We start from the raw sequence: 25040 nt of genomic DNA, 5'->3' as shown, positions 1-25040 counted from the left end.
GCAGTAAAGAAGAAGGCAAACGGGGGCGGGCCGGGCGGGCCGGCAGGGGATAAAGTCAGGCGCGCCAACGCCAACGGGCGTGGGCCTTGATTACGCGCATCAAGAGTTTACTGACGATCAACACAGGATAGGTCTCGCTCATACGTCCCGGCACAGTAGCTTACCGGGGCGGCGGGCGCAATATGCCTTTAAACACGGGGAAACGAATGGACTTGGGAGGGATGCACTGCGATTTGCTAAGGTCGATCAGGTTGTCCAGATAAAAACAAAGAAAAGGATGTTCCCAGATGCGAAAAGCCCCGTTATTGCGTTTTACCCTTGCCTCACTGGCCCTGGCCTGCAGCCAGGCGTTCGCTGCACCCTCGCCCTATTCCACGCTGATCGTGTTTGGCGACAGCCTCGCCGATGCGGGGCAGTTCCCCGACCTGACCGGCGGCACATCCGGCGCCCGGTTCACAAACCGCGATGCCAATGGCAACTTTGCACCTGTGTCGCCCATGATCCTGGGGGGAAGGCTGGGTATAAACCCGGATGAGCTGAACCCCTCCACGTCAGTGGGCATCCAGCCCGATGGCAACAACTGGGCTGTCGGTGGTTATACAACCCAGCAGATCCTGGATTCGATCACGACAACTTCCGAGACCGTCATCCCGCCAGGAAACCCCGGCGCCGGCCTGGTGCTGCGTGAAAAGGCGGGCTACCTGGCCAATGGCCTGCGTGCCGACCCCAACGCGCTCTACTACCTGACGGGCGGCGGCAACGACTTCCTGCAAGGCCTGGTGAACAGCCCAGCCGACGCCGTGGCCGCCGGTGCCCGCCTTGCGGCCAGCGCCCAGGCGCTGCAACAAGGTGGTGCCCGCTACATCATGGTCTGGCTGCTGCCCGACCTGGGCCAAACGCCCAACTTCAGCGGCACGCCGCAGCAAAACCCGCTGTCACTGCTGTCGGGCGCGTTCAACCAGTCACTGATCAGCCAACTCGGTCAGATCGATGCCGAGATCATCCCGCTGAACATCCCGGTGCTGCTGGGCGAGGCACTGGCCAGCCCCAACCAGTTCGGCCTGGCCAGCGACCAGAACCTGGTCGGTACCTGCTACAGCGGCGCCAGCTGCGTGGAAAACCCGGTGTACGGCATCAATGGCACAAGCCCAGACCCGACAAAACTGCTGTTCAACGACTCGGTCCACCCGACCATTGCTGGCCAGCAACTGATTGCCGACTATGCCTATTCGATCATCTCCGCCCCGTGGGAACTGACGCTACTACCGGAAATGGCCCACGCCAGCCTGCGCGCCCACCAGGACGAACTGCGCAACCAATGGCAGACGCCCTGGCAGGCCGTTGGCCAATGGCAGGCCTTCGTCGCCACCGGTGCCCAGGACTTGGACTTCGACAGCCAGCACAGCGCGGCCAGCGGCGATGGCCGCGGCTATAACCTGACCGTGGGCGGCAGCTATCGCCTGAACGATGCCTGGCGTCTGGGCCTGGCCGGCGGCGCGTATCGGCAAAAGCTGGAGGCCGGCGCCAATGATTCGGACTACAAACTGAACAGCTACCTGGCCAGCGCCTTCGCCCAGTACCGCCAGGACCGCTGGTGGGCCGATGCTGCATTGACCGCCGGGCACCTGGACTACAGCGACCTCAAGCGCACCTTTGCCCTTGGCGTGAACGAGCGCAGTGAAAAGGGTGACACCGACGGCGAGGCCTGGGCGATGTCCGGGCGGCTGGGCTACAACCTGGCGGCAGACAGCAGCAATTGGCAGCTGGCGCCATTCATCAGTGCCGACTACGCACGTGTGAAAGTGGATGGGTACAACGAGAAGAGCGGGCGCTCGACGGCACTGGGCTTCGATGACCAGGAACGCACGTCACGCCGCTTGGGCCTGGGGTTGCTGGGCAGCGTGCAGGTGCTGCCAGGTACCCGGCTGTTCGCTGAGGTGGCACAGGAGCATGAATTCGAGGATGACCAGCAGGATGTAACGATGCACCTGACCAGCTTGCCGGCCAATGACTTCACCCTGACCGGTTATACGCCGCACAGCGACCTGACCCGGGCGAGCCTGGGGGTGAGCCATGAAGTAGTGGCAGGGGTGCATGTGCGTGGCAACTACAACTGGCGCAAGAGCGATGAGTTGACGCAGCAGGGGGTTAGCCTGGGGGTGAGCGTGGACTTCTGAATTGATGGGGCCGCTTTGCGGCCCTTCGCGGGCTCGCCCGCTCCCACAGGTGCTACACAAACCTTGAAGGATGTGATTTCCCTGTGGGAGCGGGCGAGCCCGCGAAGGGCTGCAAAGCAGCCCCAATCTGTTTATTTAGCCAACGTCTGCTCTGCAAGCGCCACGGCACGGAACATGGCCCGGCGCTTGTTGATGGTTTCTTCCCACTCCAGCGCCGGCACCGAGTCGGCAACGATGCCGCCCCCGGCCTGCACATGCAGTTCACCGTCCTTGATCACGGCTGTACGGATTGCGATCGCGGTGTCCATGTTGCCGTTCCAGGCAAAGTAGCCGACTGCACCACCGTAGACCCCACGCTTGACCGGCTCCAGCTCGTCGATGATCTCCATCGCGCGAATCTTCGGTGCACCCGACAGGGTGCCAGCCGGCAGGATTGCCCGCAGTGCATCCATCGCCGTCAGCCCCTCACGCAGCTGGCCGGTGACGTTGGAGACAATGTGCATCACGTTGGAGTAACGCTCGATCACCATCTTCTCGGTCAGGCGCACACTGCCGGTCGAGGACACACGGCCGACGTCGTTGCGGCCCAGGTCGATCAGCATCAGGTGTTCGGCGATTTCCTTGTCGTCCGACAGCAGGTCGTCTTCCAGCGCGCGGTCGGCTTCTTCAGTCGCGCCACGCGGCCGGGTACCGGCAATCGGGCGCACGGTGACCAGGTTGTCCTCGACCCGCACCAGCACCTCGGGCGAACTGCCGACCACATGGAAGTCGCCGAAGTTGAAGAAGTACATGTACGGCGTCGGGTTGAAGCAGCGCAGCGCACGGTACAGGTCGATGGGCGCAGCCTTGAAGTCGATCGACATGCGTTGCGACGGCACCACCTGCATGCAGTCGCCGGCCAGGATGTACTCCTTGATACGGCCGACCGCGTTCTCGTAGTCGTCGCGGGTATAGCTGGAGCGGAATTCCGGCTCGGCGGCCTGCGGGCCACTCAGGTCCAGGCCGCGGCGCGGGGTGATCGGCTGACGCAGGGTTTCCAGCAGGCCTTGCAGGCGTGCCTGGCCCTGTTCAAAGGCCTGATCTTCAGCCGGGTCGACCAGCACGATGGCGTGCATCTTGCCTGCCAGGTTGTCGAACACCACCACCGCATCGGACACCATCAGCAGGATATCCGGCACGCCCAGCGGGTCCGGGTTGGGGCTGGCGCCAAGGCGTTTTTCCACATAACGCACGCAATCATAGCCAAAGTAGCCGACCAGGCCGCCGTTGAAGCGCGGCAGACCAGGGATATCAGCGACCTTGTAACGGTCCTTGAAACTTTCGACAAAGGCCAGCGGGTCTTCGACATCGTGGCTTTCAACCTCGACGCCATCCTGCAGGATACTGACGTGGTAGCCGTGCACACGCATCACGGTGCGCGACGGCAGGCCGATCATCGAGTAACGGCCCCATTTCTCGCCACCCTGCACCGACTCGAGGAGATACGAATTCGGCTGGTCAGCCAGTTTCAGGTAGATCGACAACGGCGTGTCGAAGTCGGCCAGGGTTTCGCAGGCCAGGGGAATGCGGTTGTAGCCGGCAGCGGCCAGGCGCAGGAATTCTTCGCGGTTCATGAGTAGCCTCGTGGCAAGCAGCAATAGGTCAGGCAAACGGACGGGCCGGCACGCGCCGGCAGGCGGAAGTCAGGCGCGCCAACGCCAACGGGCCAGGGCCTTGATGACTTTCATCCAGAATTTGCCAGTAACCACCACGGTGGGCTCTCTGTCTTGTAAGGCTTGAAGGTTGGCCAACGTTATCCCAGTGGCCGGGTCTGCGCAACCGGGCAGCAACGCACGCAGATCGTCGATTACCAGGTTGGGGGATTCGTCGTGGATCGGCCGGCCATGGTTGTAGCCATAGGTCAGCCCCACGCACTGCACGCCAGCTGCCTTGGCCGCCAACACGTCACTGCGCGAATCGCCGACAAACAGCGACTGCTGCGGGGTAACGCTGGCCATCTGCATGACAAACAGCAAAGCCGCCGGGTCTGGCTTTTTCTGTGGCAGGGTGTCGCCGCCAATGATCCAGCGGAAGTAGTTGCCGATTTTCATCTGGTCCAGCAACGGGCCGACGAAGCGCTCGGGCTTGTTGGTGATCAGGGCCATTTCCACGCCCCGCTTGCGCAGCCAGCGCAGGGTGTCTTGCACACCGGGGTAGACCACGGTCAGCTCATGGCTTTGCGCATAGGCGTCCATGAACAGCGCCAGCGCCTGGTCGGCCAGCGCATCGTCCACGGCGGCGTGGTCTATGCCACCCGCCAGCGCACGGCGCACCAGCACGTGGGCGCCGTTGCCGACCCAGTGGCGTACTGCCTCAAGGCCGGCAGGCGGGCGCCCCAGTTCGAGCAGCATGCGGTCCACGGCGGCGGCCAGGTCAGGCACGGAATCGATCAGGGTACCGTCCAGATCGAACATCACCAGCCTGGGCAGCGTCCCCGGGAAGAGCTGCTCGAAGCCACTCATGGGCGGGCCTGAGCCAGTTCGGCGCGCATCCTGGCGATGACTTCCTGGTAGTCCGGGGCGTTGAAGATTGCCGAGCCGGCCACGAAGGTGTCGGCGCCAGCGGCAGCGATCTCGCGGATGTTGTTGACGTTCACGCCACCGTCGATTTCCAGGCGGATATCACGGCCACTGGCGTCGATCAGCGCACGCGCCTCGCGCAGCTTGTCGAGGGTGCCCGGGATGAACTTCTGCCCGCCGAAGCCTGGGTTGACGCTCATCAGCAGCACCATGTCGACTTTGTCCATCACGTACTTCAGGGCATCCAGGCTGCTGGCCGGGTTGAACACCAGGCCGGCCTTGCAGCCGCCATCCTTGATCAGTTGCAGCGAACGGTCGACGTGCTGCGAGGCTTCCGGGTGGAAGGTGATGTAGGTGGCGCCGGCTTCGATGAAGTCGCCGATGATGCGGTCGACCGGGCTGACCATCAGGTGCACGTCGATCGGCGCGGTAACACCGTACTTGCGCAGGGCGGTGCAGACCATCGGGCCAATGGTCAGGTTGGGAACGTAGTGGTTGTCCATGACATCGAAGTGGACGATGTCGGCACCCGCAGCCAATACCTTGTCGACGTCTTCACCCAGGCGGGCGAAATCGGCGGAGAGGATGGAGGGGGCAATAGCGTAGGGCTGCATGGCGCACCTGTTGGCAGAATCACGGTGGCGCGCATTGTAACCCAGGCGAACGGATGAGGGCTGATTGGTATCACATGATCGCGACCGATACCCAAGAGCCTGGCACTGGCTGTGCTGGCCTCATCGCCGGCAAGCCAGCTCCCACAGAGCTCTCTACAGGACCCTGCATCTCATGAGGCCTGTGGAGAACCCTGTGGGAGCTGGCTTGCCGGCGAAGAGGCCGGCACAGGCGACCCATCATCAGGCCGGTTGCTGTGTTCTCAGCTTCTCGCTGCGCCCACGCAACCACTCCAGGGTCAGCAGCAACACCACCGAGAACGCAATCAGCAAGGTCGCCGCAGCAGCAATGGTGGGGCTCAGGTTTTCGCGGATACCACTGAACATCTGCCGCGGCAGGGTCGCCTGCTCCGGCCCGGCCAGGAACAGTGTCACCACCACCTCGTCGAACGACGTCGCAAAGGCAAACAGCGCACCCGAGATCACCCCGGGCGCAATCAGCGGCAGGGTCACCCGACGGAAGGCCAGCAGCGGCGACGCACCCAGGCTGGCAGCCGCCCGCACCAAGTTGTAGTTGAAGCCCTGCAAGGTTGCCGACACGGTAATGATGACGAACGGTACACCCAGCACCGCATGCACCAGAATCAGCGAGGTGAAGCTGTTACCCATACCCAGCGGTGCAAAGAACAGGTAGCTGGCCACACCGATGATCACCACCGGCACCACCATCGGTGAAATCACCAGCGCCATCACCAGCGACTTGCCGGGGAAATCGCCACGGGTCAGGCCAATGGCCGCCAGGGTGCCGAACACCATGGCCAGCACCGTGGCCGCCGGGGCGACGATGATGCTGTTTTTCAGCGCCCGCATCCATTCGGCCGAGCCGAAGAAGTCCTGGTACCACTGCAGCGAAAAGCCCTGCAACGGGTACACCAGGAAGCTGCCACTGTTGAACGACAGCGGCACGATCACCAGCACCGGCAAGATCAGGAACAGCAAAACCAGGCCGCAAAGAATGCGCAGGCTGTAGAACCAGACCCGCTCCACGGGCGACATATAGGGGCTCAACATGGCAAGGCTCCTCAGCTCAGGCGCAGGCGGCTGGCGCCGACCAGCCAGCTATAGATCAGGTACAACAGCACGGTAGCCAAAAGCAACAGCCCACCCAGCGCGGTGGCCATGCCCCAGTTGATGCTGGTGTTGGTATAAAAGGCAACGAAGTAGCTGACCATCTGGTCGTTCGGGCTCCCCAGCAGCGCCGGGGTGATGTAGTAGCCGATGGCCAGGATGAACACCAGCAGGCAACCCGCGCCAACACCGGCGTAGGTCTGCGGGAAGTACACCCGCCAGAAGCTGGCGAACGGATGGCAGCCCAGCGAGATCGCGGCACGCATATAGCTGGGCGAAATGCCCTTCATCACGCTGTACAGCGGCAGGATCATGAACGGCAGCAGGATGTGCACCATGGAGATGTACACACCGGTGCGGTTGAACACCAGTTCCAGCGGCTGGTCGATGATGCCCATGGCCATCAGTGCACTGTTGATCAGGCCACCCGACTGCAGCAGCACGATCCACGCCGCCACCCGCACCAGGATCGAGGTCCAGAACGGCAGCAGCACCAGAATCATCAGCAGGTTGCTCTGCCGGGTTGGCAGGTTGGCCAGCAGGTAGGCCAGTGGGTAAGCCAGCACCAGGCAGATGGCGGTAATCACTACACCCATCCACAGGGTGCGGGCAAAGATATCCAGGTAAATGGCCTGGTCCGGCGTGGCCTTGGCCAGCTCGCCCAGGTCGTCGATGCGGTGGTCCACAGAAGCCAGCAGGTAGAACGAGGTCACCGTACTGGTATTGCGGCGTATCGCCTGCCAGTAGGCTGGGTCGCCCCAACGCTCGTCGACGGCCTGCAGGGCGTCTTTATAAGAGGCAGGCTCGACCTTGAATGGCAGTGCGCGGGCGGTCTTGGTCAACAGGCTGCGGTAGCCGGCCAGTTCCATGTTCAGGCGCTTGGAAAGGTCGCCAAGGGTCTGGTTCTTGCGCGACTCGGCCAAGTCCTGGCTCAGCGCCTTGTACACATCCTCACCGGGCAGGCTCTTGCCATCCCACTGGGTGATGACGTCTACCGTGCGTGGCAGGCCAGCGACCACTTCCGGGTTGCCGACGCTCTTGTACAGCAGCGCCGCAATCGGCACCAGGAACACCAGAAGAAGAAACAGCGCCAGCGGCGCGATCAACGCCTGCGCCTTCCAGCGGTTGACCCGCTCGGCGTGCTTCAGGCGCTGCTTGAGACTTGGACCTGCGCCTTCGTTGAGGGGCACTGCAATGGCCATGGCGAACTCCGCGATACGAACTGAAAATGGGGCTGCCGTGCAGCCCATCGCCGGCAAGCCAGCTCCCACAGGTACTGCACCGGCTTCGAGACTTCTGATCCCTGTCCCTTACAGGCACTGCACTGGCTTTGAGACTTCTGATCCCTGTCCCTTACAGGCACTGCACTGGCTTCGAGACTTCTGATCCCTGTCCCTTACAGGTACTGCACTGGCTTGCGGGATTAAGCGGTCCCTGTGGGAGCTGGCTTGCCGGCGATGGGCCGCATGGCGGCCCTGCTTTGCGGTTTGTTACTTCTTCGCCGCCCAGGCGTTGAAGCGTTGCTCCAGCTGCTCGCTGTTGTCGGCCCAGAAGGCCACGTCGATCTGCACCTGGTTGGCAATGTTCTCAGGCGTGGTCGGCATGTCCTTCTTCACCTCGTCCGACAGCAGGCTTACTGCGTTGGAGTTGGCCGGGCCGTAGGCGATGTTCTCGGAGTAGATCTTCTGCTGTTCGGGCTTGACGCTGTAGGCGATGAACTTCTTCGCCTCTTCGACGTTCTTGGCACCTTTAGGGATCGCCCAGGCGCCAAAGTCGTAGATGCCGCCGTTCCACACCACCTTGAGGTTGCTCTCTTTCTGCACAGCGGCAATACGGCCGTTGTAGGCAGAGCTCATGACCACGTCGCCTGAAGCCAGGAACTGCGGTGGCTGTGCACCCGCTTCCCACCACTGGATGCTGGGCTTGAGTTCATCAAGTTTCTTGAAGGCGCGGTCCTGGCCTTCCTTTGTGGCCAGCACCTTGTAGACGTCCTTGGGCGCAACGCCATCGGCCATCAGTGCAAATTCCATGGTGTACTTGGCGCCCTTGCGCAAGCCACGCTTGCCTGGGAACTGCTTGGTGTCCCAGAAATCGGCCCAGCTGGTAGGTGCGGTCTTGAGCTTGTCGGCGTTATAAGCCATGACCGTGGACCACACGAAGAAGCCCACGCCGCAAGGCTGGATGGCACCAGGCACGTAATCGGACTCGCTGCCGAACAGGGCTGGGTCGAGTTCTTCGAACATGCCCTCATCGCACCCGCGCGCCAGCTCTGGCGACTCAACCTCTACCAGGTTCCACGACACGCTCTTGGTGTCGACCATCGCCTTGACCTTGGCCATTTCGCCGTTGTACTCGCCGGCGACGATCTTGCCATTGCCCGCCTTCTCCCATGGCTCGTAGAACGCTTTGACCTGGGCGGCCTTGTTGGCGCCCCCGAACGAGATCACGGTGAGGTCTGCGGCCATGGCCTGGCCAGCGGCGAACAGCCCCAGGGCCAGGGCGGTCAGTTTCAACTGCTTGCGCATTCTTATTCTCTCCACAGTACAGGGTTGGTGAAGCAATCCATCAATGGGCTTCGGCAATCGGATCGAGCGCGCGGGCGTGCTCCACCTCCCAGCCCAGCGGTACCACATCGCCCACGGCCAGGGCCGGGTCGAGCTCGGCAATCGGCTGTTTCACGAAGAAATCGGCCTTGCCGCAAACTTCCAGGCGCACCCGCACGTGGTCGCCCAGGTAAATGAATTCGGCCACCCGGCCAGAGAAGCGGTTGACGCAGCTCTCGCTGTGGCCATTCAGGCGCACACGCTCCGGGCGGATCGACAGGGTTACCGGCTCGCCGGCCTGGCCGACGTTCACCGCCAGCGCTTCGACCCGCTCGCCGCGCGGCAGCTGCACCTGGCAGCGCTTGCCATCGCTGGTCAGCAAGGTGCCGTTGATACGGTTGTTCTCGCCGATGAAGTTGGCGACGAAGGTATTGCAGGGTTCTTCGTACAGCGTGCGCGGGTCGGCGATCTGCTGGATCTCGCCCTGGTGGAACACCGCCACGCGGTCGGACATGGTCAGCGCTTCGCCCTGATCGTGGGTCACGTACACCACGGTCACGCCCAGGCGCTGGTGGATATGCTTGATCTCCATCTGCATGTGCTCACGCAGCTGCTTGTCCAGCGCGCCGAGCGGTTCGTCCATCAGCACCAGTTGCGGCTCGAACACCAGTGCACGGGCCAGGGCCACCCGCTGCTGCTGGCCACCGGAAAGCTGGCCGGGGTAGCGCTTGGCGAATGTATCGAGCTGGACCATGTTCAGCACGCGTTTGACCCGCTCACTGACGTCGGTCTTGCTCAGGTTGCGTACGGTCAGCGGAAAGGCCAGGTTCTCGGCCACGGTCATGTGCGGGAACAGCGCGTAGTTCTGGAACACCATGCCGATGTCGCGCTTGTGCGGCGGCACGTTGTTGATCGAGCGCCCGGCCAGCTGTATTTCACCGGCGGTAGGGGTTTCGAAGCCGGCCAGCATCATCAGGCTGGTGGTCTTGCCGGAGCCGGACGGGCCAAGCAGGGTAAGGAACTCGCCCTTGCGGATGTCCAGGTTGAGGTCTTTGACGATCAGCGACTCGCCGTCGTAGCTCTTCTGCACACCACGGAAGCTGACCAGCGTTTCGCTGGTTGCAGCGTTCGACTTCGCCTCGCTCATGCCTGCACCTTCTTGTTGGATGACTGCGTAGGCAAAAGAGTAGAAGAGGCGCAAGCGCACGAAAATCGGGGGCACTGAGAGAATGCCATCATCCGGATGGAAGATTTGCTGTAGGGATTGCCCTACAGCAATGGCGGGATTGGAATGCCCTTGCGAGCCAGCCACAAAACCTGTGGGAGCGGGCATGCCCGCGAAGAGGCCGGCTCAGCCATAGAGATCAGCAGGCCAGGCCCGTTCGCGGGCATGCCCGCTCCCACAGAGGCTTCGGCAAATTTCGGGCACGCGTATGTCGCAATCAGACCAGCTTGTGTTCCATGGCGTACTTCACCAGCTCCGCCAGCGAGTTCACTTTCAGCTTTTGCATCAAACGCGCCTTGTGGGTGCTGATGGTCTTGCTCGACAGCGCCAGTTGCTGGGCGATGTCGTTGACGTTGGCCCCCTGGGCCAGGCGCTCGAACACCGTAAACTCCCGCTCCGACAGCAGCGTGTGCAATGGCCGGGACTCGGTCAGGCCCACTTCGAACACCATGCGGTCGGCCAGCGACGGGTCGATGTAACGCCCGCCACTTGCCACCCGACGTATCGCGGTCAGTAGCAGCGCCGGGTCACTGTCCTTGGTGGCATAGCCCGCCGCCCCAGCCTTCAGCGCCCGCGCCGCCATCTGGGCCTCGTCGTGCATCGACAGCATCAGGATTGCCGGCGCATCGTGCAGGGCACGGATCCGCGGGATCGCCTCCAGGCCGTTCACCCCCGGCATCGAGATATCCAGCAGCACCACTTCGCACGGCGTGTGGCGCAGGGTGTCGAGCAACTGCTCGCCATTCCCGGCCTCCCCCACCACCTGCATGTCCTTGGCCAGGCCAATCAACTGCTTGATGCCTTCACGGACAATGGTGTGGTCTTCGGCCACCAGTACTCGAATCAAGATTGCTCTCCTACTCCAACGGAATGGCCACACTCAGGCTGGTGCCTTCGCCCGGTTCACTGTCCAGCGCCATGCTGCCCCCCAGCATCAGCACCCGCTCGCGTACACCCACCAGGCCAAATGAAGTGGGCCGGGTCTGCTCGCGGCAAAAGCCTTGGCCATCATCGCTGACCGTCATGCGCAATTGCCCTTCCTCACGCACCAGCTCGATCTCCACGCTGTGCGCCTGGGCGTGGCGCATGACGTTGGTGAGCGCCTCCTGCAAGATACGAAACAGGCCGGTGGCCTTGGCATCGCTCAATGCTGGCAGATTATCCGGCACTTGTACCAGGCAGGGGATCTGCGTGCGGGCTTCAAAGCGCCGTGCCTGCCATTCGATGGCCGAGGCAATGCCTGCATCGAGAATCGGCGGGCGCAAGGCGGTGGCGACATCACGCACCAGCTGGAACAGCTGGGCAATCAGGCGCTTCATGCTTGCCAGGCGCTCATGCAGGCCGGGGTCCAGGTCGGCAAACGCCAGCTCGCACATCGACACCTCCAGCTTGAGCACGGTCAGCATCTGCCCCAGCTCGTCATGCACTTCCCGGGCGATGCGCGCCTTTTCTTCCTCGCGCACGCTTTCCAGGTGGGCCGACAGCTCGCGCAGCTGCTCCTGGGATTTCGCCAACGCCAACTCGGCCCGCTTGCCCTGGGTGATGTCCCATACCACTCCGTCCCACACCACCTGGCCGTTGGCCAGGCGCCGGGTGCTGGCCTTGATGTCGGCCCAGCGTTGCTCTCCGTGGCGGGTCAGGATGCGCCCCTGCCAGGACCAGTCCTGATCGCTGGCCAAGGCCAGGTCCTGGACCCGGTGGTAATCGGCGCGGTCTTCGGGGTGAACCAGGTTGCGCAGGCCCATCTGTGGGTGCTGGATCTCGACAGGCGCATAGCCCACCAACGCCTCGCTGCCCTCACTGATATAGGGGAATTCCAGCTCGCCTTCGGCCGGGTCACGCTCCAGGCGGAACACCAGCCCGGGCACGTTGCCGGCAATGCCCTTGAGCCTCGCCTCGCTCTCGCGCAGTGCCGCCAGGGCGCGGTGGCGCTCGGTGACATCGGCGAGGTAGACCACCAGGTATTCGGAATCTCGAAAACGCAGAAAACTCAGTGATAGCTCGACCGGCAGCAGGTTGTTGTCGGCCCGCCGGCACTGCGCCTCGAACTGGCCGACACCGCCCTCCCCCGTGCGTGCGCCTTTCCATAACTCCAGCCAGCGGTCCATGTTCAGGCTCGGCTCGAAGGTGCTCAACGGCCGCTCCAGCAGTTCGCCATCGCCATATCCCAGCATGCGCTCGGCGGCGTGATTGGCGTAGCGTACGTGGCTGTCCCAGTTGACCCAGAGAATACCCACCGTGCTCTGGTCGATGGCGAACTGGCTCAGGCGCAGGGCTTCTTCACGCACTTGTCGCTCCACCAGGCTTTCCCGCGTGGTCAGCAGGCTGCGCTCCAGCTGGCGCTGCTGGCGCCGTTGCCACACCAGGGTGGCCAAGGCACACAACAACAACATACCGAACAGCAAGGCCAGGTTCTGCCAGAAGCCAGGCGACTCGCTCAGCCGTGGGTATTTGGGTTGCAGCCAGCGTTGGTGCAGTTGCTCCAGCTCCTTGGCCGGCAGCGCCTGCAGGCCGCGTTCGAGCACATCGGCCAGCAGCGGCCAGTCGCGCCGCGAGCCGATGCGCAACAACTGCGGCAGGCCGATATCGCCGACCACCGCCAGCTCACTGAACTCGCTTTCGCGTGACAAGCGGCTGAGCTGGGCTTCATCCAGCACCGCGAAACTGGCCTGGCCACCGACCACCAGTTGCAAGGCCTCACGTTCGTTGGGCACTCCCTGCAAGTTGAGGTTGCCGTAGTTGCCACGCAGGTAATCGGCCAGCTGGCTGGGCATGCGCACGGCCACCCGCTGCTCGGCTTCAAGCTTTTCCAGCTCCACGGCCATGGCGCCGGTGCGCGGCCCCACCACCAGTTGCGGCACGCGCATGTACGGGTCGCTGAACAGCCACAGCCGCAGGCTGGCCGGCGTCTGGGTAAGGCCGGGGGCGAAGTCGATTTCGCCGCTCTGCAGGGCATGTTCCAGGCTGGCCTGGTCGCTGAAGTTGCGCCAGGTAAGATCCAGGCGCAGCGCCTGCGCCAGGCTGTTCACCAGTTCTACGTTGGCCCCGTACAGTTGCTGCAGGCGCCGGTCGAACTGGGCGTAGGGCGCCTGCAGCACCAGGCCGACGCGCAAGCTGCGGTGCGCGTCCAGCCACTGCTGTTGCGCAGGCTCCAGCGTAACGGTGGGCACCACCTCGGGCCGGGCCAATGCAATCAAGGGCAGCCACAAGCAGCCGATAACCAACAGGCGACGCACTCGCTTCATCTACACGCTCGTCTTGGCAAAGGCGGCCATGCAGCATGGCCGTCACGGGCAAATACTATTAGGCTGCCGGTATCATTCTGGCCCTGGGTTGACTCATGTCCACACTTTATCGCACGACGCTGGCAATGTGCTGCCTGGCCTCGATCCTTCCACTCGGCGCCTTGGCTGCCGATGCCGAAAAACCACCCACCACCACCGAAGCTCCGGCCGCCGAAGCCCCGCGCCCGCCCCTGCTCGAGCGCAGCCAGGAAGATGCCCAGGCGCTGGAACGGCTTGTGCCCAAGGCCGAGCAGCAGACCCTGCAGGCCGGTGCCGACAGCTTCCTGGCCCTTTGGAAACCCGCCAATGACAACGACCCGCATGGGGCAGTCATCATAGTTCCCGGTGCAGGCGAGACCGCGGACTGGCCAAATGCGGTCGGCCCACTGCGGCAGAAATTCCCTGATGTCGGCTGGCACAGCCTGAGCGTCAGCCTGCCCGACCTGCTCGCCGACAGCCCGCAGGCAAGGGTCGAGGCCACACCGCCCGCCGAGCCTGAGAAAGACAAAGGCGAAAGCGCACCGGCCAAGGACGTACCGGCCGACGCCAACGCCAACGTGGCCCAGGCCACTGCGGCCGATGCCGACACCGCAGAAAGCACTGACGCTGAACAGGCCAGCGAGCAGGCCGACCCGGCAGATGCCGAGCGTATCTTCGCCCGCCTGGATGCCGCCGTAGCGTACGCACAGCAACACAACGCCCGCAGCATCGTGCTGATCGGCCATGGTAGCGGTGCGTATTGGGCGGCACGCTACCTGAGCGAGAAGCAGCCACCGCAGGTACAAAAACTGGTGATGGTCGCCGCGCAGACACCGGCGCGGGTTGAACATGACCTGCAAAGCCTGGCGCCCACCTTGAAGGTGCCGACTGCCGATATCTACTACGTCACCCGTAGCACCGACCGCAACGCGGCCGAGCAGCGCCTGCAGGCCAGCAAGCGGCAGAAGGACAGCCAGTACCGGCAGTTGTCGTTGATTGCCATGCCAGGGAACAAGGCGGCGGAACAAGAGCAGTTGTTCCGCCGGGTACGGGGGTGGATGAGCCCGCAGGGTTGAGTTCGGCTTGATTCTAGTGGTGGGGCATGAACCGAGCGCCGCCCGGTTACAGGCCCCGCCGCTTACGGATCATGGCATAGGCCTGATGCAACTCACGGGTACGCTCGGTGGCCTCACGCACCTGCGCCTCGCTGGCACCGGTACCCGCCAGCTTGTCCGGGTGATGCCGGCTGACCAGCCGGCGATACGCCTGCTTGACCTTGTCGGTCTCGGTGTCAGCCTCAACCGCCAGCAAGCGCAACGCCGCGGCATAGGTCATGGCCACCCCTTCCGTTCCGGCTGCCTTGCGCGGCTCGTACTCCAGCGACATCGCCTGCACCTGCCGCCGGCTCAGGCCCAGCTTCTGCCCCCAGTCCAGCAGCAGCTCACGTTCCTTGTTGCCCATCTTGCCGTCGGCCCAGACCATGCGCCAACACGCACGCAGGGTGCCTTCCGCCGCATGCGGCTGCTGGCGAATGCGGCGCAGATGGCTGCCCAGCCGGTCCTTGCCTGCCTTGCCACGGTTGAACGCGGCTATCGCGCGCAGCCGGGCCGCTTCGGCCAGGTCCAGGCGCAGCATTTCCTGGCGCGCCTGGCGGATATGCTGCTCGGCCACCCGCCCATCGCATTTGGCCAGGCGCCCGAGCATCACGAACAGCAACTCGTCGTCGCGCAAGGCCGCGCGCCCGCCCAGGCGTTCGCGCATGTCTTCCCAGCCCTGCAAGCGCAGGCGGCGGTCCAGGGCCTGCCCAAGCAACCCACCGAGCAAGGCCCCCGGAATGCTGGCAACAGCAAAACCGGCACCCACACCAATCAGCGTGCCTGGCCACCACATATCAGGCGCGCTCGCCAATCAAACGCTCAGCCTCGGCCAGGCGCTCAAGCGTACCTACATCCACCCAGTGCCCACGGTAGTGCTCGCCAGTGACCTTGCCATCCGCCATGGCCTGACGCAGCAGCGGTGCCAGCTTGAAGGCACCGGGCTGGCAACCGTCGAACAGGGCCGGGTGCAGCACAGAAAGCCCACTGAAGGTCAGCGTGCCGGGAGCGTCATCGCCATCGACGACTTGCTCGCCCACCAGGCGGAAGTCACCGCGCCCGTGATGGCCAGGGTTGTCGACCAGTACCAGGTGAGCAAGGCCTTGCAAGGGGGCCTGCAGGCCTGTGAAGTCGTAGTCGCTCCAGACATCGCCGTTAACCAGCAGGAACGGCGCGTCACCCAGCAACGACAGGGCCTTGAAGATGCCGCCACCGGTCTCCAGCGGCTCGCCCTCGGGTGAATAACGGATGCTCACCCCGAAGCGGCTGCCATCGCCCAGGTGGTCTTCGATCTGCTGGCCGAGCCAGGCATGGTTGATCACCACCTCGGTAACACCCGCCGCCGCCAGGGCGTGCAGGTGGTACTCGATCAGCGGCTGGCCGGCGACCGCAATCAGTGGTTTTGGGGTATGCAGAGTCAACGGGCGCATGCGCTCGCCTTTACCCGCTGCCAGGATCATTGCCTTCATGCACGCACTCCGGCCTGCAACTCGGCAATCAGCTCACCCAGCTCCGCCAACTCGGGCCGGCGGCCGATCACTTCTTCTATATAGGCGAAGAAACGCGGCACGTCGCCCAGGTAGCGCGGTTTGCCGTCGCGGTGGCAGATACGGGCGAAAATGCCGATCACCTTCAGGTGGCGCTGCACCCCCATCAGGTCGCTGGCACGCTGGAATGCTTCGAAGTCGCCCTGCACCGGGATGCCGGCCGCCTTGGCCTGCTGCCAGTAGTTTCGCAGCCAGCCTTCGACCCGTGCCTGCGGCCAGCTGAGGAAGGCGTCCTTGAACAGGCAGGTGATGTCGTAGGTGACCGGGCCGTAGACCGCGTCCTGAAAGTCCAGTACGCCGGGGTTGGGGGTACTCTGCATCAGGTTGCGCGGCATGTAGTCGCGGTGCACCAGCACCTTGGGCTGGGCCAGGGCGCTGTCGATCAGCAGTTGGCTGACGCGCTGCCAGGTGGCTTTCTGTGCTTCGCTCAGAGCCAGGCCAAGCTCACGCCCCACGTACCACTCGGGAAACAGCTCTACTTCACGGCGCAACAGGGCATCGTCGTAGCTGGGCAGCGGCGCATCCATTGGCAGGCGCTGGAAGGCCAGCAAGGCCTCGATGGCATCGGCGAACAGGCCATCGGCGTTGTCGGCATCAATTACATCAAGGTATGTCTGGTGGCCCAGATCCCCCAGCAACAGGAAGCCGCGCTCCAGGTCCTGGGCATGGATCAGTGGCACATGCACATCAGCGCTGGCCAGCAAGTGGTCAATGGCGACGAACGGTCGGCAGTTTTCCTGCGGGGGTGGCGCGTCCATGATCACGAAGCTGTGCCCAGCGCCCTGCCAGCGGAAGTAGCGGCGGAAGCTAGCGTCGCTGCTGGCTGCGGTCAGGCTGCCTGCGGGCACTTCGCCCCAGGCGTTGTTCAGGAAAAGATCATTGAGCTGCTCATCGAGCCAGACCGTCAGTTGTTGCAGGCGTACATCGTGTTCAGGCATTACAAGGGTCTCCGACGGCCCTAGCCGTCAAGCGGGTCATGCTTTATTATCCAGCATCTTTTTCAGACCATCGAGAGGCGTGCGGCCCCACACGCGGGCAGATGGCACGCAGGAAGCCCGGACTAATAAGATGGCATTGAAATCCCCCGCGTTTCGTAGAAAGTTTCCGTTGCTGGTAACCGGCGGTCTGCTGGCCCTGCAACCTCTGGCCACCTCATACGTAGTGGCAGCCGAACAGTTCGACTGCCAAGTGTCCGCCTCCGGTGGTTGGGACTGCAAGCCCAAAGCGCCAGTCAACAACCTGCCGCCGCGCCCGGTGCACGAAGGTGCGGCCGTCAGCTCCGGCACAGAAGCCGCGAGCGAAGCCGAAACCGCGGACCGGCCGATGCTGGTCACCGAGGCCAAGGGCCGTGCCCTGAAGTCGCGCAGCGAAGACTACAGCCACCTGGACTGGGTGCCGCGTGAAAAGCTCACCGCCGCGCAGCTGGCCGAAACCGGCCCGTACTGCGGTGGCGCCTACATCGAGCCAACCCGCCCAGGCATGGCTGATACCACGCCGAAGGACGAGTCGCCGACCTACATCAACGCCAAGGTGTCCAAGTACCAGCAGGAGCAGCAGATTGCTACCCTCGCCGGTGACGTGGTGATGCGCCAGGGCAGCATGCAGGCCGAGGCCGACGAGGCCAACCTTTACCAGACCGAAAACCGTGGCGAGCTCAAGGGCAACGTCCGGATCCGTGACAACGGTTCGCTGGTGGTCGGTGACGAGGCACAGATTCAGCTCGACACGGGCGAAGCCCAGGTCGACAACGCCGAATACGTGATGCACAAGTCGCACATCCGCGGCAGTGCCCTGTATGCCAAGCGTGGTGAAAACGCCATCATCCGCCTCAAGGACGGTACGTACACCACCTGCGAACCGGGCAGCAACGCCTGGCAGCTGAAGGGCAATAACATCACCCTGAACCCGGCCACCGGTTTCGGTACTGCGACCAACGTTACGCTGCGGGTCAAGGATTTCCCGGTGTTCTACACACCGTACATCTACTTCCCGATCGACGACCGTCGCCAGTCCGGCTTCCTGCCGCCATCGTTCAGCAGCAGCGACACCGGCTTCATGCTGGTCACGCCGTACTACTTCAACCTGGCGCCCAACTACGACGCCACGTTGTACCCGCGTTACATGACCAAACGCGGCCTGCTGATGGAAGGCGAGTTCCGCTACCTGACGCCTTCCAGCGAAGGCCAGCTCGGCGGCGCGTACCTGAACGACAAGAACGACGACCGCAAAGACCAGACTGACTACAAAGAACAGCGCTGGATGGTCAACTGGCAGCACAAGGGTGGCCTGGACGAGCGCCTGATGGCCGAGGTGGACTACACCGACATCAGCGACCCGTTCTACTTCCAGGACCTGGAGTCCGACCAGATCGGCGTGGAAAGCCGCGACCTGCTGAACCAGCAGGGTGCGCTTACATACCGTGGCGACAGCTACACCGCGCGCTTGAACGTGCATGCCTACGAGATGGCCACCATTTCGCAGATCACGCCGTATGACCGCCTACCGCAGATCACCTTCAACGGTGCCCTGCCGTTCCACCCGGGTGGCGTAAACATCGGTTACGAGACCGAAGCCGTACGCTTTGATCGTGACCTCAAGAACGACTTCGTCCTGAACAAGGACGGCCTACCAGACACCAGTGCTGGCCTGCCCGGCCGTCGCCTGGATGAAAACATCTCGGGCATTGCCCGAGCGAACGGCACTCGCCTGAACGTAGCGCCATCGATCAGCCTGCCCATGGAAGCCAGCTATGGCTACCTGACGCCGAAGCTGAAATATGCTTACACGCACTACGATCTTGACCTCGATAGCCAAGGCAAGACCCAGGCCCTGGCGCAATCTGCCAACCCGGCATACGGCAGCTATAACAGCACGCTGAACCGCGACGTGCCGATCTTCAGCGTCGACAGCGGCCTGTACTTCGACCGCAAGACCTCAATGTTCGGCACCGACTACAAGCAGACCCTCGAGCCGCGCCTGTTCTATCTCTATGTTCCGTACAAGGATCAGCGAGATATCCCGCTGTTCGACTCGGGCGAAACGCTGTTCAGCTATGACTCGCTGTTCCGCGACAACCGCTTCAGCGGCACTGACCGTATCGGCGACGAGAACAAACTGTCACTGGGCGTGACTACCCGCTGGATCGAAGAAAACGGCTTCGAGCGCCAGAACTTCAGCATCGGTCAGGCTTACTACTTCAAGGATCGCAAGGTCCAGTTGCCGGGCATCAACTACAGGACCCGCACAGACTCGCAGTCTGATGTCTCGCCATACGCCCTGGTGTACAACTACTACTTCAACCGCGACTGGCGCTTCAATTCGGACTTCAACTGGGATCCGGACAGCCGCAGCACCCGCTCGGGCAGCGCGATGTTCCACTACCAGCCTGAAGACAACCCGAACAAGGTGCTCAACCTCGGTTATCGCTACCGTAACGACACCATCTCCTATGACTCCCAGACCGGCACCTGGAAGACTGGCGGTGGCGACTATGGCGTTCCAGGCAGCGAGAACTACATCAAGGACTACTACAAGATCCAGCAGCACGATTTCTCGGTCATCTGGCCGATCGTTCCGCAGTGGAACGTCATCGCCCGCTGGCAGCATGACTACAACCGCAACCGCACGCTGGAAGCCATGGGTGGTTTCGAATACGACAACTGCTGCTGGAAGCTGCGCCTGATCAACCGTTACTGGATCGATTACGACGACTTCAGCCAGGCACTTCCGGCGAACGAAAAAGGCGACCACGGCATCTTCCTTCAGATCGTTCTGAAAGGGCTCGGTGGCGTAGTGGGCAACAAGGTCGAATCTTTCCTCGACCAAGGCATTCAAGGTTACCGTGAACGTGAAGACCAAGCTTATTGATCGTCTGCGCCCAGTGCTGCTGGGTGCCGTTTTGCTGAGTGGCGCGGTGAATGCCGCGGTACAGCCTCTTGATCGCGTTGTGGCCATCGTCGACAACGACGTGGTCATGCAAAGCCAGCTGGACCAGCGCGTCCGCGAGGTGCAGCAAACCATCGCCAAGCGCGGCGGCGGCGTGCCACCGACCGGTGCCCTGGAACAGCAGGTACTGGAACGCCTGATCGTCGAGAACCTGCAGCTGCAGATCGGCGAGCGCTCCGGCATCCGCATCACTGACGAAGAGCTGAACCAGGCCATCGGCACCATTGCCCAGCGCAATGGTATGTCGCTGGACCAGTTCCGCGCTGCCCTGGCCCATGACGGCCTGTCGTTCGACGACGCTCGCGAGCAGGTCAAGCGCGAGATGATCATCAGCCGCGTGCGCCAGCGTCGCGTGGCCGAACGCATCCAGGTGTCGGAGCAGGAAGTGAAGAACTTCCTCAACTCCGACATGGGCAAGATGCAGATGTCGGAAGAGTACCGCCTGGCCAACATCCTCATCCCGACCCCGGAAGCCGCCAGCTCGGATGATATCCAGAAGGCCGCGCGCAAGGTGGGTGACGTGTACCAGCAACTGCGCCAGGGCGCCGACTTTGGCCAGATGGCGATTGCCAACTCGGCCAGCGAAAACGCCCTGGAAGGCGGCGAGATGGGCTGGCGTAAAGCCGGCCAACTGCCACCAGACTTCGCCAAGATGCTCAGCAGCATGCCGGTCGGTGAAATCACCCAGCCTATTCGCATCCCCAACGGCTTCATCATCCTCAAGCTCGAGGAGAAGCGCGGTGGCAGCGAGAACGTGCTGCGCGACGAAGTGCATGTACGCCACATCCTGATCAAGCCAAGTGAAATCCGCAGCGAAGCGGCCACCGAGCAACTGGCCGAGCGCCTGTACGATCGCATCAAGAACGGCGAAGACTTCGGCGAGCTGGCGAAGAGCTTCTCGGAAGACCCGGGTTCGGCCCTCAACGGCGGCGACCTCAACTGGGTAGACCCGAACAGCCTGGTACCGGAGTTCCGCGAACAGATGGCCAACGCCCAGCAAGGCGTAGTGACCAAGCCGTTCAAGACCCAGTACGGCTGGCACGTTCTGGAAGTACTGGGCCGCCGCGCCACCGACAGCACCGAACAGGCACGTGAGCAACAGGCCCAGAGTGTCCTGCGCAATCGCAAGTACGACGAAGAGCTGCAAACCTGGCTGCGCCAGATTCGCGACGAAGCCTACGTTGAAATCAAGCTGCCTGGCGCTGACCAGGCCGCCCAGTGAAGCCCCAGCGCTTCGCCGTCACCCCTGGCGAGCCTGCCGGCATAGGTCCCGACCTGTGCCTGCTGCTCGCCGCAGACGCCCAGCCCCACCCCCTGATCGCCATCACCAGCCGTGACCTGCTCGCCGAGCGGGCCACGCAGCTGGGGCTGGCCGTCAGCCTGCTGCCAGTCGCCCCGGGCCAATGGCCCGACCGGCCGGCACCCGCGGGCAGCCTGTACGTGTGGGATACCCCTCTTGCAGCCCCGGTAGTGCCAGGCCAGCTCGACAAAGCCAACGCGGCGTTCGTGCTGGAAACCCTGACCCGCGCCGGGCAAGGCTGCCTGGATGGGCATTTTGCCGGGATGATCACCGCCCCGGTGCACAAGGGCGTGATCAACGAAAGCGGTATCGCCTTCTCCGGGCATACCGAGTTCCTTGCCGAACTGACCCACACCGCGCAAGTGGTAATGATGCTGGCCACCCGCGGCCTGCGTGTGGCCCTGGTGACCACGCACCTGCCGCTGCGTGATATTGCCGACGCAATCACTGCCGAGCGCGTCGAACGTGTAACCCGTATCCTGCATGCCGACATGCGCGACAAGTTCGGCATTGCCAACCCGCGCATACTGGTGTGTGGCCTGAACCCGCACGCGGGCGAGGGTGGCCACCTGGGCCGCGAAGAAATCGACATCATCGAGCCGACCTTGGCCCGCCTGCGCACCGAAGGCATGGACCTGCGCGGGCCGCTGCCGGCCGATACCCTGTTTACCCCCAAATATCTGGAGCACTGCGACGCAGTGCTGGCGATGTACCACGACCAAGGCCTGCCTGTACTCAAGTACAAAGGCTTCGGCGCTGCAGTCAACGTGACCCTGGGCCTGCCGATCATCCGCACGTCGGTCGATCACGGCACCGCCCTGGACCTCGCCGGCACCGGCAACGTCGACACCGGCAGCCTGCGCGTCGCGCTGGAAACCGCCTACCAGATGGCCGAGAACCGACCATGAACGAGCAATACCAACACCGGGCGCGCAAGCGCTTCGGCCAGAACTTCCTGCACGACGCCGGCATCATCGACCGCATCCTGCGTGCCATCAACGCCAAGGCCGGCGAACACCTGCTGGAAATCGGCCCGGGCCAGGGCGCCCTGACCGAAGGCCTGCTGGGCAGCGGCGCACAACTGGACGTGGTGGAGCTGGACAAGGACCTGGTGCCGATCCTGCAGCACAAGTTCGGTAACCGCAGCAACTTCCGGCTGCACCAGGGCGACGCCCTGAAGTTCGACTTCAACCAGCTGGGCGTGCCACCGCGCAGCCTCAAGGTGGTGGGCAACCTGCCCTACAACATCTCCACCCCGCTGATCTTCCACCTGCTCAGCCATGCCGGCCTGATCCGCGACATGCACTTCATGCTGCAAAAGGAAGTGGTCGAGCGCATGGCCGCCGGCCCTGGCGGTGGTGACTGGGGGCGCTTGTCGATCATGGTGCAGTACCACTGCCGCGTCGAACACCTGTTCAATGTGGGCCCTGGCGCCTTCAACCCGCCGCCGAAAGTGGACTCGGCCATCGTCCGCCTGGTACCGCACGAAGTGCTGCCGTTCCCGGCCAAGGACCACCTGCTGCTGGAGCGCGTCGTTCGTGAAGCCTTCAACCAGCGTCGCAAGACACTGCGCAACACCCTGAAAGGCCTGCTCGACAGCGCAGCCATCGAGGCAGCCGGCGTGGATGGCAGCCTGCGCCCCGAACAGCTGGACCTGGCCGCCTTTGTGCGCCTGGCTGACCAGCTGGCTGATCAGCAACAAGCCTGATCCAGCCTGTACTGGCCTCTTCGCGGGTTCACCCGCGAACAGGCCGGCGCTGACAACAAAGACCACAAGCCCCACACCGCTGGCCCTCCCCCCTCCCAATGGCCTAGACTGCATTATTGCGTCAGCTCGCCCAAGGCCATTGCATGTCCGATCCTCGCTATCTGATCGACGTCAGCGTCGTGACCCGCTACCTGAAAGAACAATCCGACCCCGAAAACAGTCGTTTCGCCTTCGCCTACACCATCACCGTGCACAACAGCGGCTCGCTCAAGGCCAAGCTGCTGTCACGCCACTGGCTGATCACCAATGGTGACGGCGAGGTCGAGGAAGTGCGTGGCTCCGGCGTGGTCGGCCAACAACCCAACATCGATCCGGGCCAGAGCCACACCTATAGCAGCGGTGCGGTAATCACCACCCGTGTGGGTACCATGCAGGGCAGTTACCAGATGTTCGCCGAAGACGGTAAGCGCTTCGACGCCGAGATCGCCCCCTTCCGCCTCGCGGTGCCCGGGGCACTGCACTGATGGCAACCTACGCCGTCGGTGACGTGCAGGGCTGCCTGCAGCCCCTCAAGTGCCTGCTCGAACGTGTCAGCTTCAACCCGGCCGTCGACCGCCTGTGGCTGGTCGGTGACCTGGTAAACCGCGGCCCCGAATCACTGGAAACCCTGCGCTTCCTGTATTCGATCCGTCAGTCGCTGGTCTGCGTGCTGGGCAACCATGACCTGCACCTGCTGGCCGCCTGGCACAACGTCGAGCGTCTGAAAAAAAGCGACACGCTGCGCGAGATCATCGAAGCACCGGACGCCGACCTGCTGTTCCACTGGCTGCGCCAGCAAAAACTGCTGCATTACGACGAGGCACGCGGCATTGCCATGGCGCACGCGGGCATCCCGCCACAGTGGACGCTCGGCCAGGCCCTTGATCTTGCGGCTGAGGTGGAAGAGGTACTGCGCGACGATGGCCGCCTGAAGCTGTACCTCGACGGCATGTACGGCAACGAGCCGAACAAGTGGAGCAAGCGCCTCACCGGCATCGAACGCCTGCGGGTCATTACCAACTACTTCACACGCATGCGCTTCTGCACCGCCGAGGGCAAGCTCGACCTCAAGAGCAAGGAAGGCCTGGGCACCGCGCCCAAGGGTTACAAGCCCTGGTTTGCACACAAGGACCGCCGCTCGCGGCATGTGAAGATCATCTTCGGCCATTGGGCCGCCCTCGAAGGCCGCGTCGACGAGCCGGGCGTCGTCGCCCTGGACACCGGCTGCGTGTGGGGCGGCGCCATGACCCTGTACAACGTCGACAGCGGCGAATACCACCGTTGCGACTGCGCCGACGACGGCACCCTGCGCCAGCCGGCACAACCCACTACACTCAACGACCACACCTGAAGGAAGTAGTACCCATGAGCGAATTCAAGCGCATCCCTCCCGAGCAGGCCTTGGAGCTTCGCAAGCAAGAAGGTGCGGTCGTCGTCGACATTCGTGACTCGCAAGCCTTCGCCGCAGGCCACATCACCGGCGCCCGGCACCTGGATAACCATTCGGTTGCAGACTTCATCCGCAACGCCGACCTCGACGCCCCGACCCTGGTGGTCTGCTACCACGGCAACTCCAGCCAGAGCGCTGCCGCCTACCTGGTAGGCCAGGGCTTTTCCGACGTGTACAGCGTGGACGGCGGCTTTGAGCTGTGGCGCGCTACCTACCCGGCCGAGACCGCCCAAGGCACCGCCGAATAAATATTTTCATTTTTACTGCAGCCCGCGCCACGTGCGGGCTTGCGGCTTATCTGACGAACGGTCGTTCGCAACTTCTCCGCCCCCCGCCCTTGAACTTACCGATAACCAACTATTCTTAAGCGCAGGCCATCCAGAAAAAGGGGAGAGCCGGTACACCGGCGTGCGGGTCATCGGTAGCGTTACAGGGTGTTCTGGGGGGTATAC

The 25040-nt window shown here is 63.3% G+C and carries 21 protein-coding genes; 9 read left to right on the top strand and 12 right to left on the bottom strand.

Annotated elements, in window-relative coordinates:
- Positions 1-287: 287 nt before the first annotated feature.
- On the top strand, positions 288-2177 hold the full coding sequence (gene estP / locus PP4_RS02285) for an esterase EstP (RefSeq protein ID WP_016497722.1): 1890 nt from the start codon (positions 288-290) through the stop codon (positions 2175-2177).
- A 131-nt stretch (positions 2178-2308) separates the two neighbouring features.
- Here the strand turns inward: estP and trpE are convergent, their stop codons facing one another.
- The 9 genes from trpE to PP4_RS02240 all read right to left on the bottom strand — a co-directional run bounded on the left by trpE (position 2309) and on the right by PP4_RS02240 (position 13487).
- Positions 2309-3790 carry an anthranilate synthase component I gene (trpE, locus tag PP4_RS02280; protein ID WP_016484627.1) on the bottom strand — a complete coding sequence of 494 codons (1482 nt, stop codon included), beginning with the start codon at positions 3788-3790 and terminating at the stop codon, positions 2309-2311.
- Between the two features lie 69 nt (positions 3791-3859).
- Positions 3860-4678: a phosphoglycolate phosphatase gene (locus tag PP4_RS02275; protein WP_016497721.1), complete on the bottom strand. Its 819-nt coding sequence runs from the start codon at positions 4676-4678 to the stop codon at positions 3860-3862.
- On the bottom strand, positions 4675-5349 hold the full coding sequence (gene rpe, locus PP4_RS02270) for a ribulose-phosphate 3-epimerase (protein ID WP_016497720.1): 675 nt from the start codon (positions 5347-5349) through the stop codon (positions 4675-4677). The genes PP4_RS02275 and rpe overlap by 4 nt, the downstream gene beginning before the upstream one ends.
- 240 nt (positions 5350-5589) lie before the next feature.
- A complete protein-coding gene (locus PP4_RS02265; RefSeq protein WP_016497719.1) occupies positions 5590-6417 on the bottom strand; it encodes an ABC transporter permease in 828 nt (275 codons plus the stop codon).
- Between the two features lie 11 nt (positions 6418-6428).
- The gene (locus PP4_RS02260; RefSeq protein WP_016497718.1) at positions 6429-7676 is read right to left on the bottom strand and encodes an ABC transporter permease; all 1248 of its coding nucleotides are present in this window, start codon (positions 7674-7676) and stop codon (positions 6429-6431) included.
- 288 nt (positions 7677-7964) lie between these two features.
- A complete protein-coding gene (locus PP4_RS02255; RefSeq protein ID WP_016497717.1) occupies positions 7965-8999 on the bottom strand; it encodes an ABC transporter substrate-binding protein in 1035 nt (344 codons plus the stop codon).
- 40 nt (positions 9000-9039) lie between these two features.
- Positions 9040-10164 (bottom strand): ABC transporter ATP-binding protein, encoded by a 1125-nt coding sequence (locus PP4_RS02250; protein WP_016497716.1) that lies wholly within the window; start codon positions 10162-10164, stop codon positions 9040-9042.
- A gap of 295 nt (positions 10165-10459) precedes the next feature.
- Entirely contained in the window at positions 10460-11092 is a 633-nt protein-coding gene (locus PP4_RS02245; protein WP_172488782.1) for a response regulator, read from the bottom strand.
- A gap of 7 nt (positions 11093-11099) precedes the next feature.
- A complete protein-coding gene (locus tag PP4_RS02240) occupies positions 11100-13487 on the bottom strand; it encodes a PAS domain-containing sensor histidine kinase (RefSeq protein WP_016497714.1) in 2388 nt (795 codons plus the stop codon).
- Between the two features lie 95 nt (positions 13488-13582).
- Between PP4_RS02240 and PP4_RS02235 the strand changes: the two genes are divergently transcribed.
- Positions 13583-14581 (top strand): alpha/beta hydrolase family protein, encoded by a 999-nt coding sequence (locus PP4_RS02235; protein WP_041167512.1) that lies wholly within the window; start codon positions 13583-13585, stop codon positions 14579-14581.
- Positions 14582-14627: 46 nt separating this feature from the next.
- Here the strand turns inward: PP4_RS02235 and PP4_RS02230 are convergent, their stop codons facing one another.
- Genes PP4_RS02230 through PP4_RS02220 form a run of 3 tightly spaced genes read right to left on the bottom strand, consistent with a single transcriptional unit; the run spans position 14628 to position 17084 of the window.
- The gene (locus PP4_RS02230; RefSeq protein ID WP_016497712.1) at positions 14628-15395 is read right to left on the bottom strand and encodes a TerB family tellurite resistance protein; all 768 of its coding nucleotides are present in this window, start codon (positions 15393-15395) and stop codon (positions 14628-14630) included.
- A 1-nt stretch (position 15396) separates the two neighbouring features.
- Positions 15397-16068, bottom strand: a complete 672-nt coding sequence (murU, locus tag PP4_RS02225; protein WP_016497711.1) for an N-acetylmuramate alpha-1-phosphate uridylyltransferase MurU — start codon at positions 16066-16068, stop codon at positions 15397-15399.
- Positions 16065-17084: an aminoglycoside phosphotransferase family protein gene (locus tag PP4_RS02220; protein ID WP_016497710.1), complete on the bottom strand. Its 1020-nt coding sequence runs from the start codon at positions 17082-17084 to the stop codon at positions 16065-16067. The genes murU and PP4_RS02220 overlap by 4 nt, the downstream gene beginning before the upstream one ends.
- Before the next feature lie 130 nt (positions 17085-17214).
- Here PP4_RS02220 and PP4_RS02215 point away from each other — a divergent pair, with 130 nt between their 5' ends.
- The 7 genes from PP4_RS02215 (at position 17215) to glpE (ending at position 24836) form a co-directional block, all read left to right on the top strand.
- Positions 17215-20013: an LPS-assembly protein LptD gene (locus PP4_RS02215; protein ID WP_041167510.1), complete on the top strand. Its 2799-nt coding sequence runs from the start codon at positions 17215-17217 to the stop codon at positions 20011-20013.
- A complete protein-coding gene (gene surA / locus PP4_RS02210; RefSeq protein ID WP_041167509.1) occupies positions 19994-21313 on the top strand; it encodes a peptidylprolyl isomerase SurA in 1320 nt (439 codons plus the stop codon). The genes PP4_RS02215 and surA overlap by 20 nt, the downstream gene beginning before the upstream one ends.
- The gene (gene pdxA, locus PP4_RS02205) at positions 21310-22299 is read left to right on the top strand and encodes a 4-hydroxythreonine-4-phosphate dehydrogenase PdxA (RefSeq protein ID WP_016497707.1); all 990 of its coding nucleotides are present in this window, start codon (positions 21310-21312) and stop codon (positions 22297-22299) included. The genes surA and pdxA overlap by 4 nt, the downstream gene beginning before the upstream one ends.
- Positions 22296-23099 carry a 16S rRNA (adenine(1518)-N(6)/adenine(1519)-N(6))-dimethyltransferase RsmA gene (gene rsmA, locus PP4_RS02200; RefSeq protein ID WP_016497706.1) on the top strand — a complete coding sequence of 268 codons (804 nt, stop codon included), beginning with the start codon at positions 22296-22298 and terminating at the stop codon, positions 23097-23099. Before pdxA ends, rsmA begins: the two co-directional genes overlap by 4 nt.
- Before the next feature lie 143 nt (positions 23100-23242).
- The gene (gene apaG / locus PP4_RS02195; protein ID WP_016497705.1) at positions 23243-23623 is read left to right on the top strand and encodes a Co2+/Mg2+ efflux protein ApaG; all 381 of its coding nucleotides are present in this window, start codon (positions 23243-23245) and stop codon (positions 23621-23623) included.
- Positions 23623-24489: a symmetrical bis(5'-nucleosyl)-tetraphosphatase gene (locus PP4_RS02190; protein WP_016497704.1), complete on the top strand. Its 867-nt coding sequence runs from the start codon at positions 23623-23625 to the stop codon at positions 24487-24489. The genes apaG and PP4_RS02190 overlap by 1 nt, the downstream gene beginning before the upstream one ends.
- Before the next feature lie 14 nt (positions 24490-24503).
- A complete protein-coding gene (glpE, locus tag PP4_RS02185; protein ID WP_016484609.1) occupies positions 24504-24836 on the top strand; it encodes a thiosulfate sulfurtransferase GlpE in 333 nt (110 codons plus the stop codon).
- Positions 24837-25040 lie beyond the last annotated feature (204 nt).

Origin of the sequence: Pseudomonas putida NBRC 14164 (genome assembly GCF_000412675.1) — a bacterium.
Lineage (GTDB): Bacteria > Pseudomonadota > Gammaproteobacteria > Pseudomonadales > Pseudomonadaceae > Aquipseudomonas > Aquipseudomonas putida.
Note: the sequence above shows the minus strand (reverse complement) of the source record. Positions and strands in the feature narration are given on the sequence as shown.

What these genes read in the sequence shown, in the direction of transcription:
- estP (WP_016497722.1), top strand. Translation starts at nt 288, where the DNA reads ATGCGAAAAGCCCCGTTATTGCGTTTTACCCTTGCCTCACTGGCCCTG.
- trpE (WP_016484627.1), bottom strand. Translation starts at nt 3,790, where the DNA reads ATGAACCGCGAAGAATTCCTGCGCCTGGCCGCTGCCGGCTACAACCGC.
- PP4_RS02275 (WP_016497721.1), bottom strand. Translation starts at nt 4,678, where the DNA reads ATGAGTGGCTTCGAGCAGCTCTTCCCGGGGACGCTGCCCAGGCTGGTG.
- rpe (WP_016497720.1), bottom strand. Translation starts at nt 5,349, where the DNA reads ATGCAGCCCTACGCTATTGCCCCCTCCATCCTCTCCGCCGATTTCGCC.
- PP4_RS02265 (WP_016497719.1), bottom strand. Translation starts at nt 6,417, where the DNA reads ATGTTGAGCCCCTATATGTCGCCCGTGGAGCGGGTCTGGTTCTACAGC.
- PP4_RS02260 (WP_016497718.1), bottom strand. Translation starts at nt 7,676, where the DNA reads ATGGCCATTGCAGTGCCCCTCAACGAAGGCGCAGGTCCAAGTCTCAAG.
- PP4_RS02255 (WP_016497717.1), bottom strand. Translation starts at nt 8,999, where the DNA reads ATGCGCAAGCAGTTGAAACTGACCGCCCTGGCCCTGGGGCTGTTCGCC.
- PP4_RS02250 (WP_016497716.1), bottom strand. Translation starts at nt 10,164, where the DNA reads ATGAGCGAGGCGAAGTCGAACGCTGCAACCAGCGAAACGCTGGTCAGC.
- PP4_RS02240 (WP_016497714.1), bottom strand. Translation starts at nt 13,487, where the DNA reads ATGAAGCGAGTGCGTCGCCTGTTGGTTATCGGCTGCTTGTGGCTGCCC.
- PP4_RS02235 (WP_041167512.1), top strand. Translation starts at nt 13,583, where the DNA reads ATGTCCACACTTTATCGCACGACGCTGGCAATGTGCTGCCTGGCCTCG.
- PP4_RS02230 (WP_016497712.1), bottom strand. Translation starts at nt 15,395, where the DNA reads ATGTGGTGGCCAGGCACGCTGATTGGTGTGGGTGCCGGTTTTGCTGTT.
- murU (WP_016497711.1), bottom strand. Translation starts at nt 16,068, where the DNA reads ATGAAGGCAATGATCCTGGCAGCGGGTAAAGGCGAGCGCATGCGCCCG.
- PP4_RS02220 (WP_016497710.1), bottom strand. Translation starts at nt 17,084, where the DNA reads ATGCCTGAACACGATGTACGCCTGCAACAACTGACGGTCTGGCTCGAT.
- PP4_RS02215 (WP_041167510.1), top strand. Translation starts at nt 17,215, where the DNA reads ATGGCATTGAAATCCCCCGCGTTTCGTAGAAAGTTTCCGTTGCTGGTA.
- rsmA (WP_016497706.1), top strand. Translation starts at nt 22,296, where the DNA reads ATGAACGAGCAATACCAACACCGGGCGCGCAAGCGCTTCGGCCAGAAC.
- apaG (WP_016497705.1), top strand. Translation starts at nt 23,243, where the DNA reads ATGTCCGATCCTCGCTATCTGATCGACGTCAGCGTCGTGACCCGCTAC.
- PP4_RS02190 (WP_016497704.1), top strand. Translation starts at nt 23,623, where the DNA reads ATGGCAACCTACGCCGTCGGTGACGTGCAGGGCTGCCTGCAGCCCCTC.
- glpE (WP_016484609.1), top strand. Translation starts at nt 24,504, where the DNA reads ATGAGCGAATTCAAGCGCATCCCTCCCGAGCAGGCCTTGGAGCTTCGC.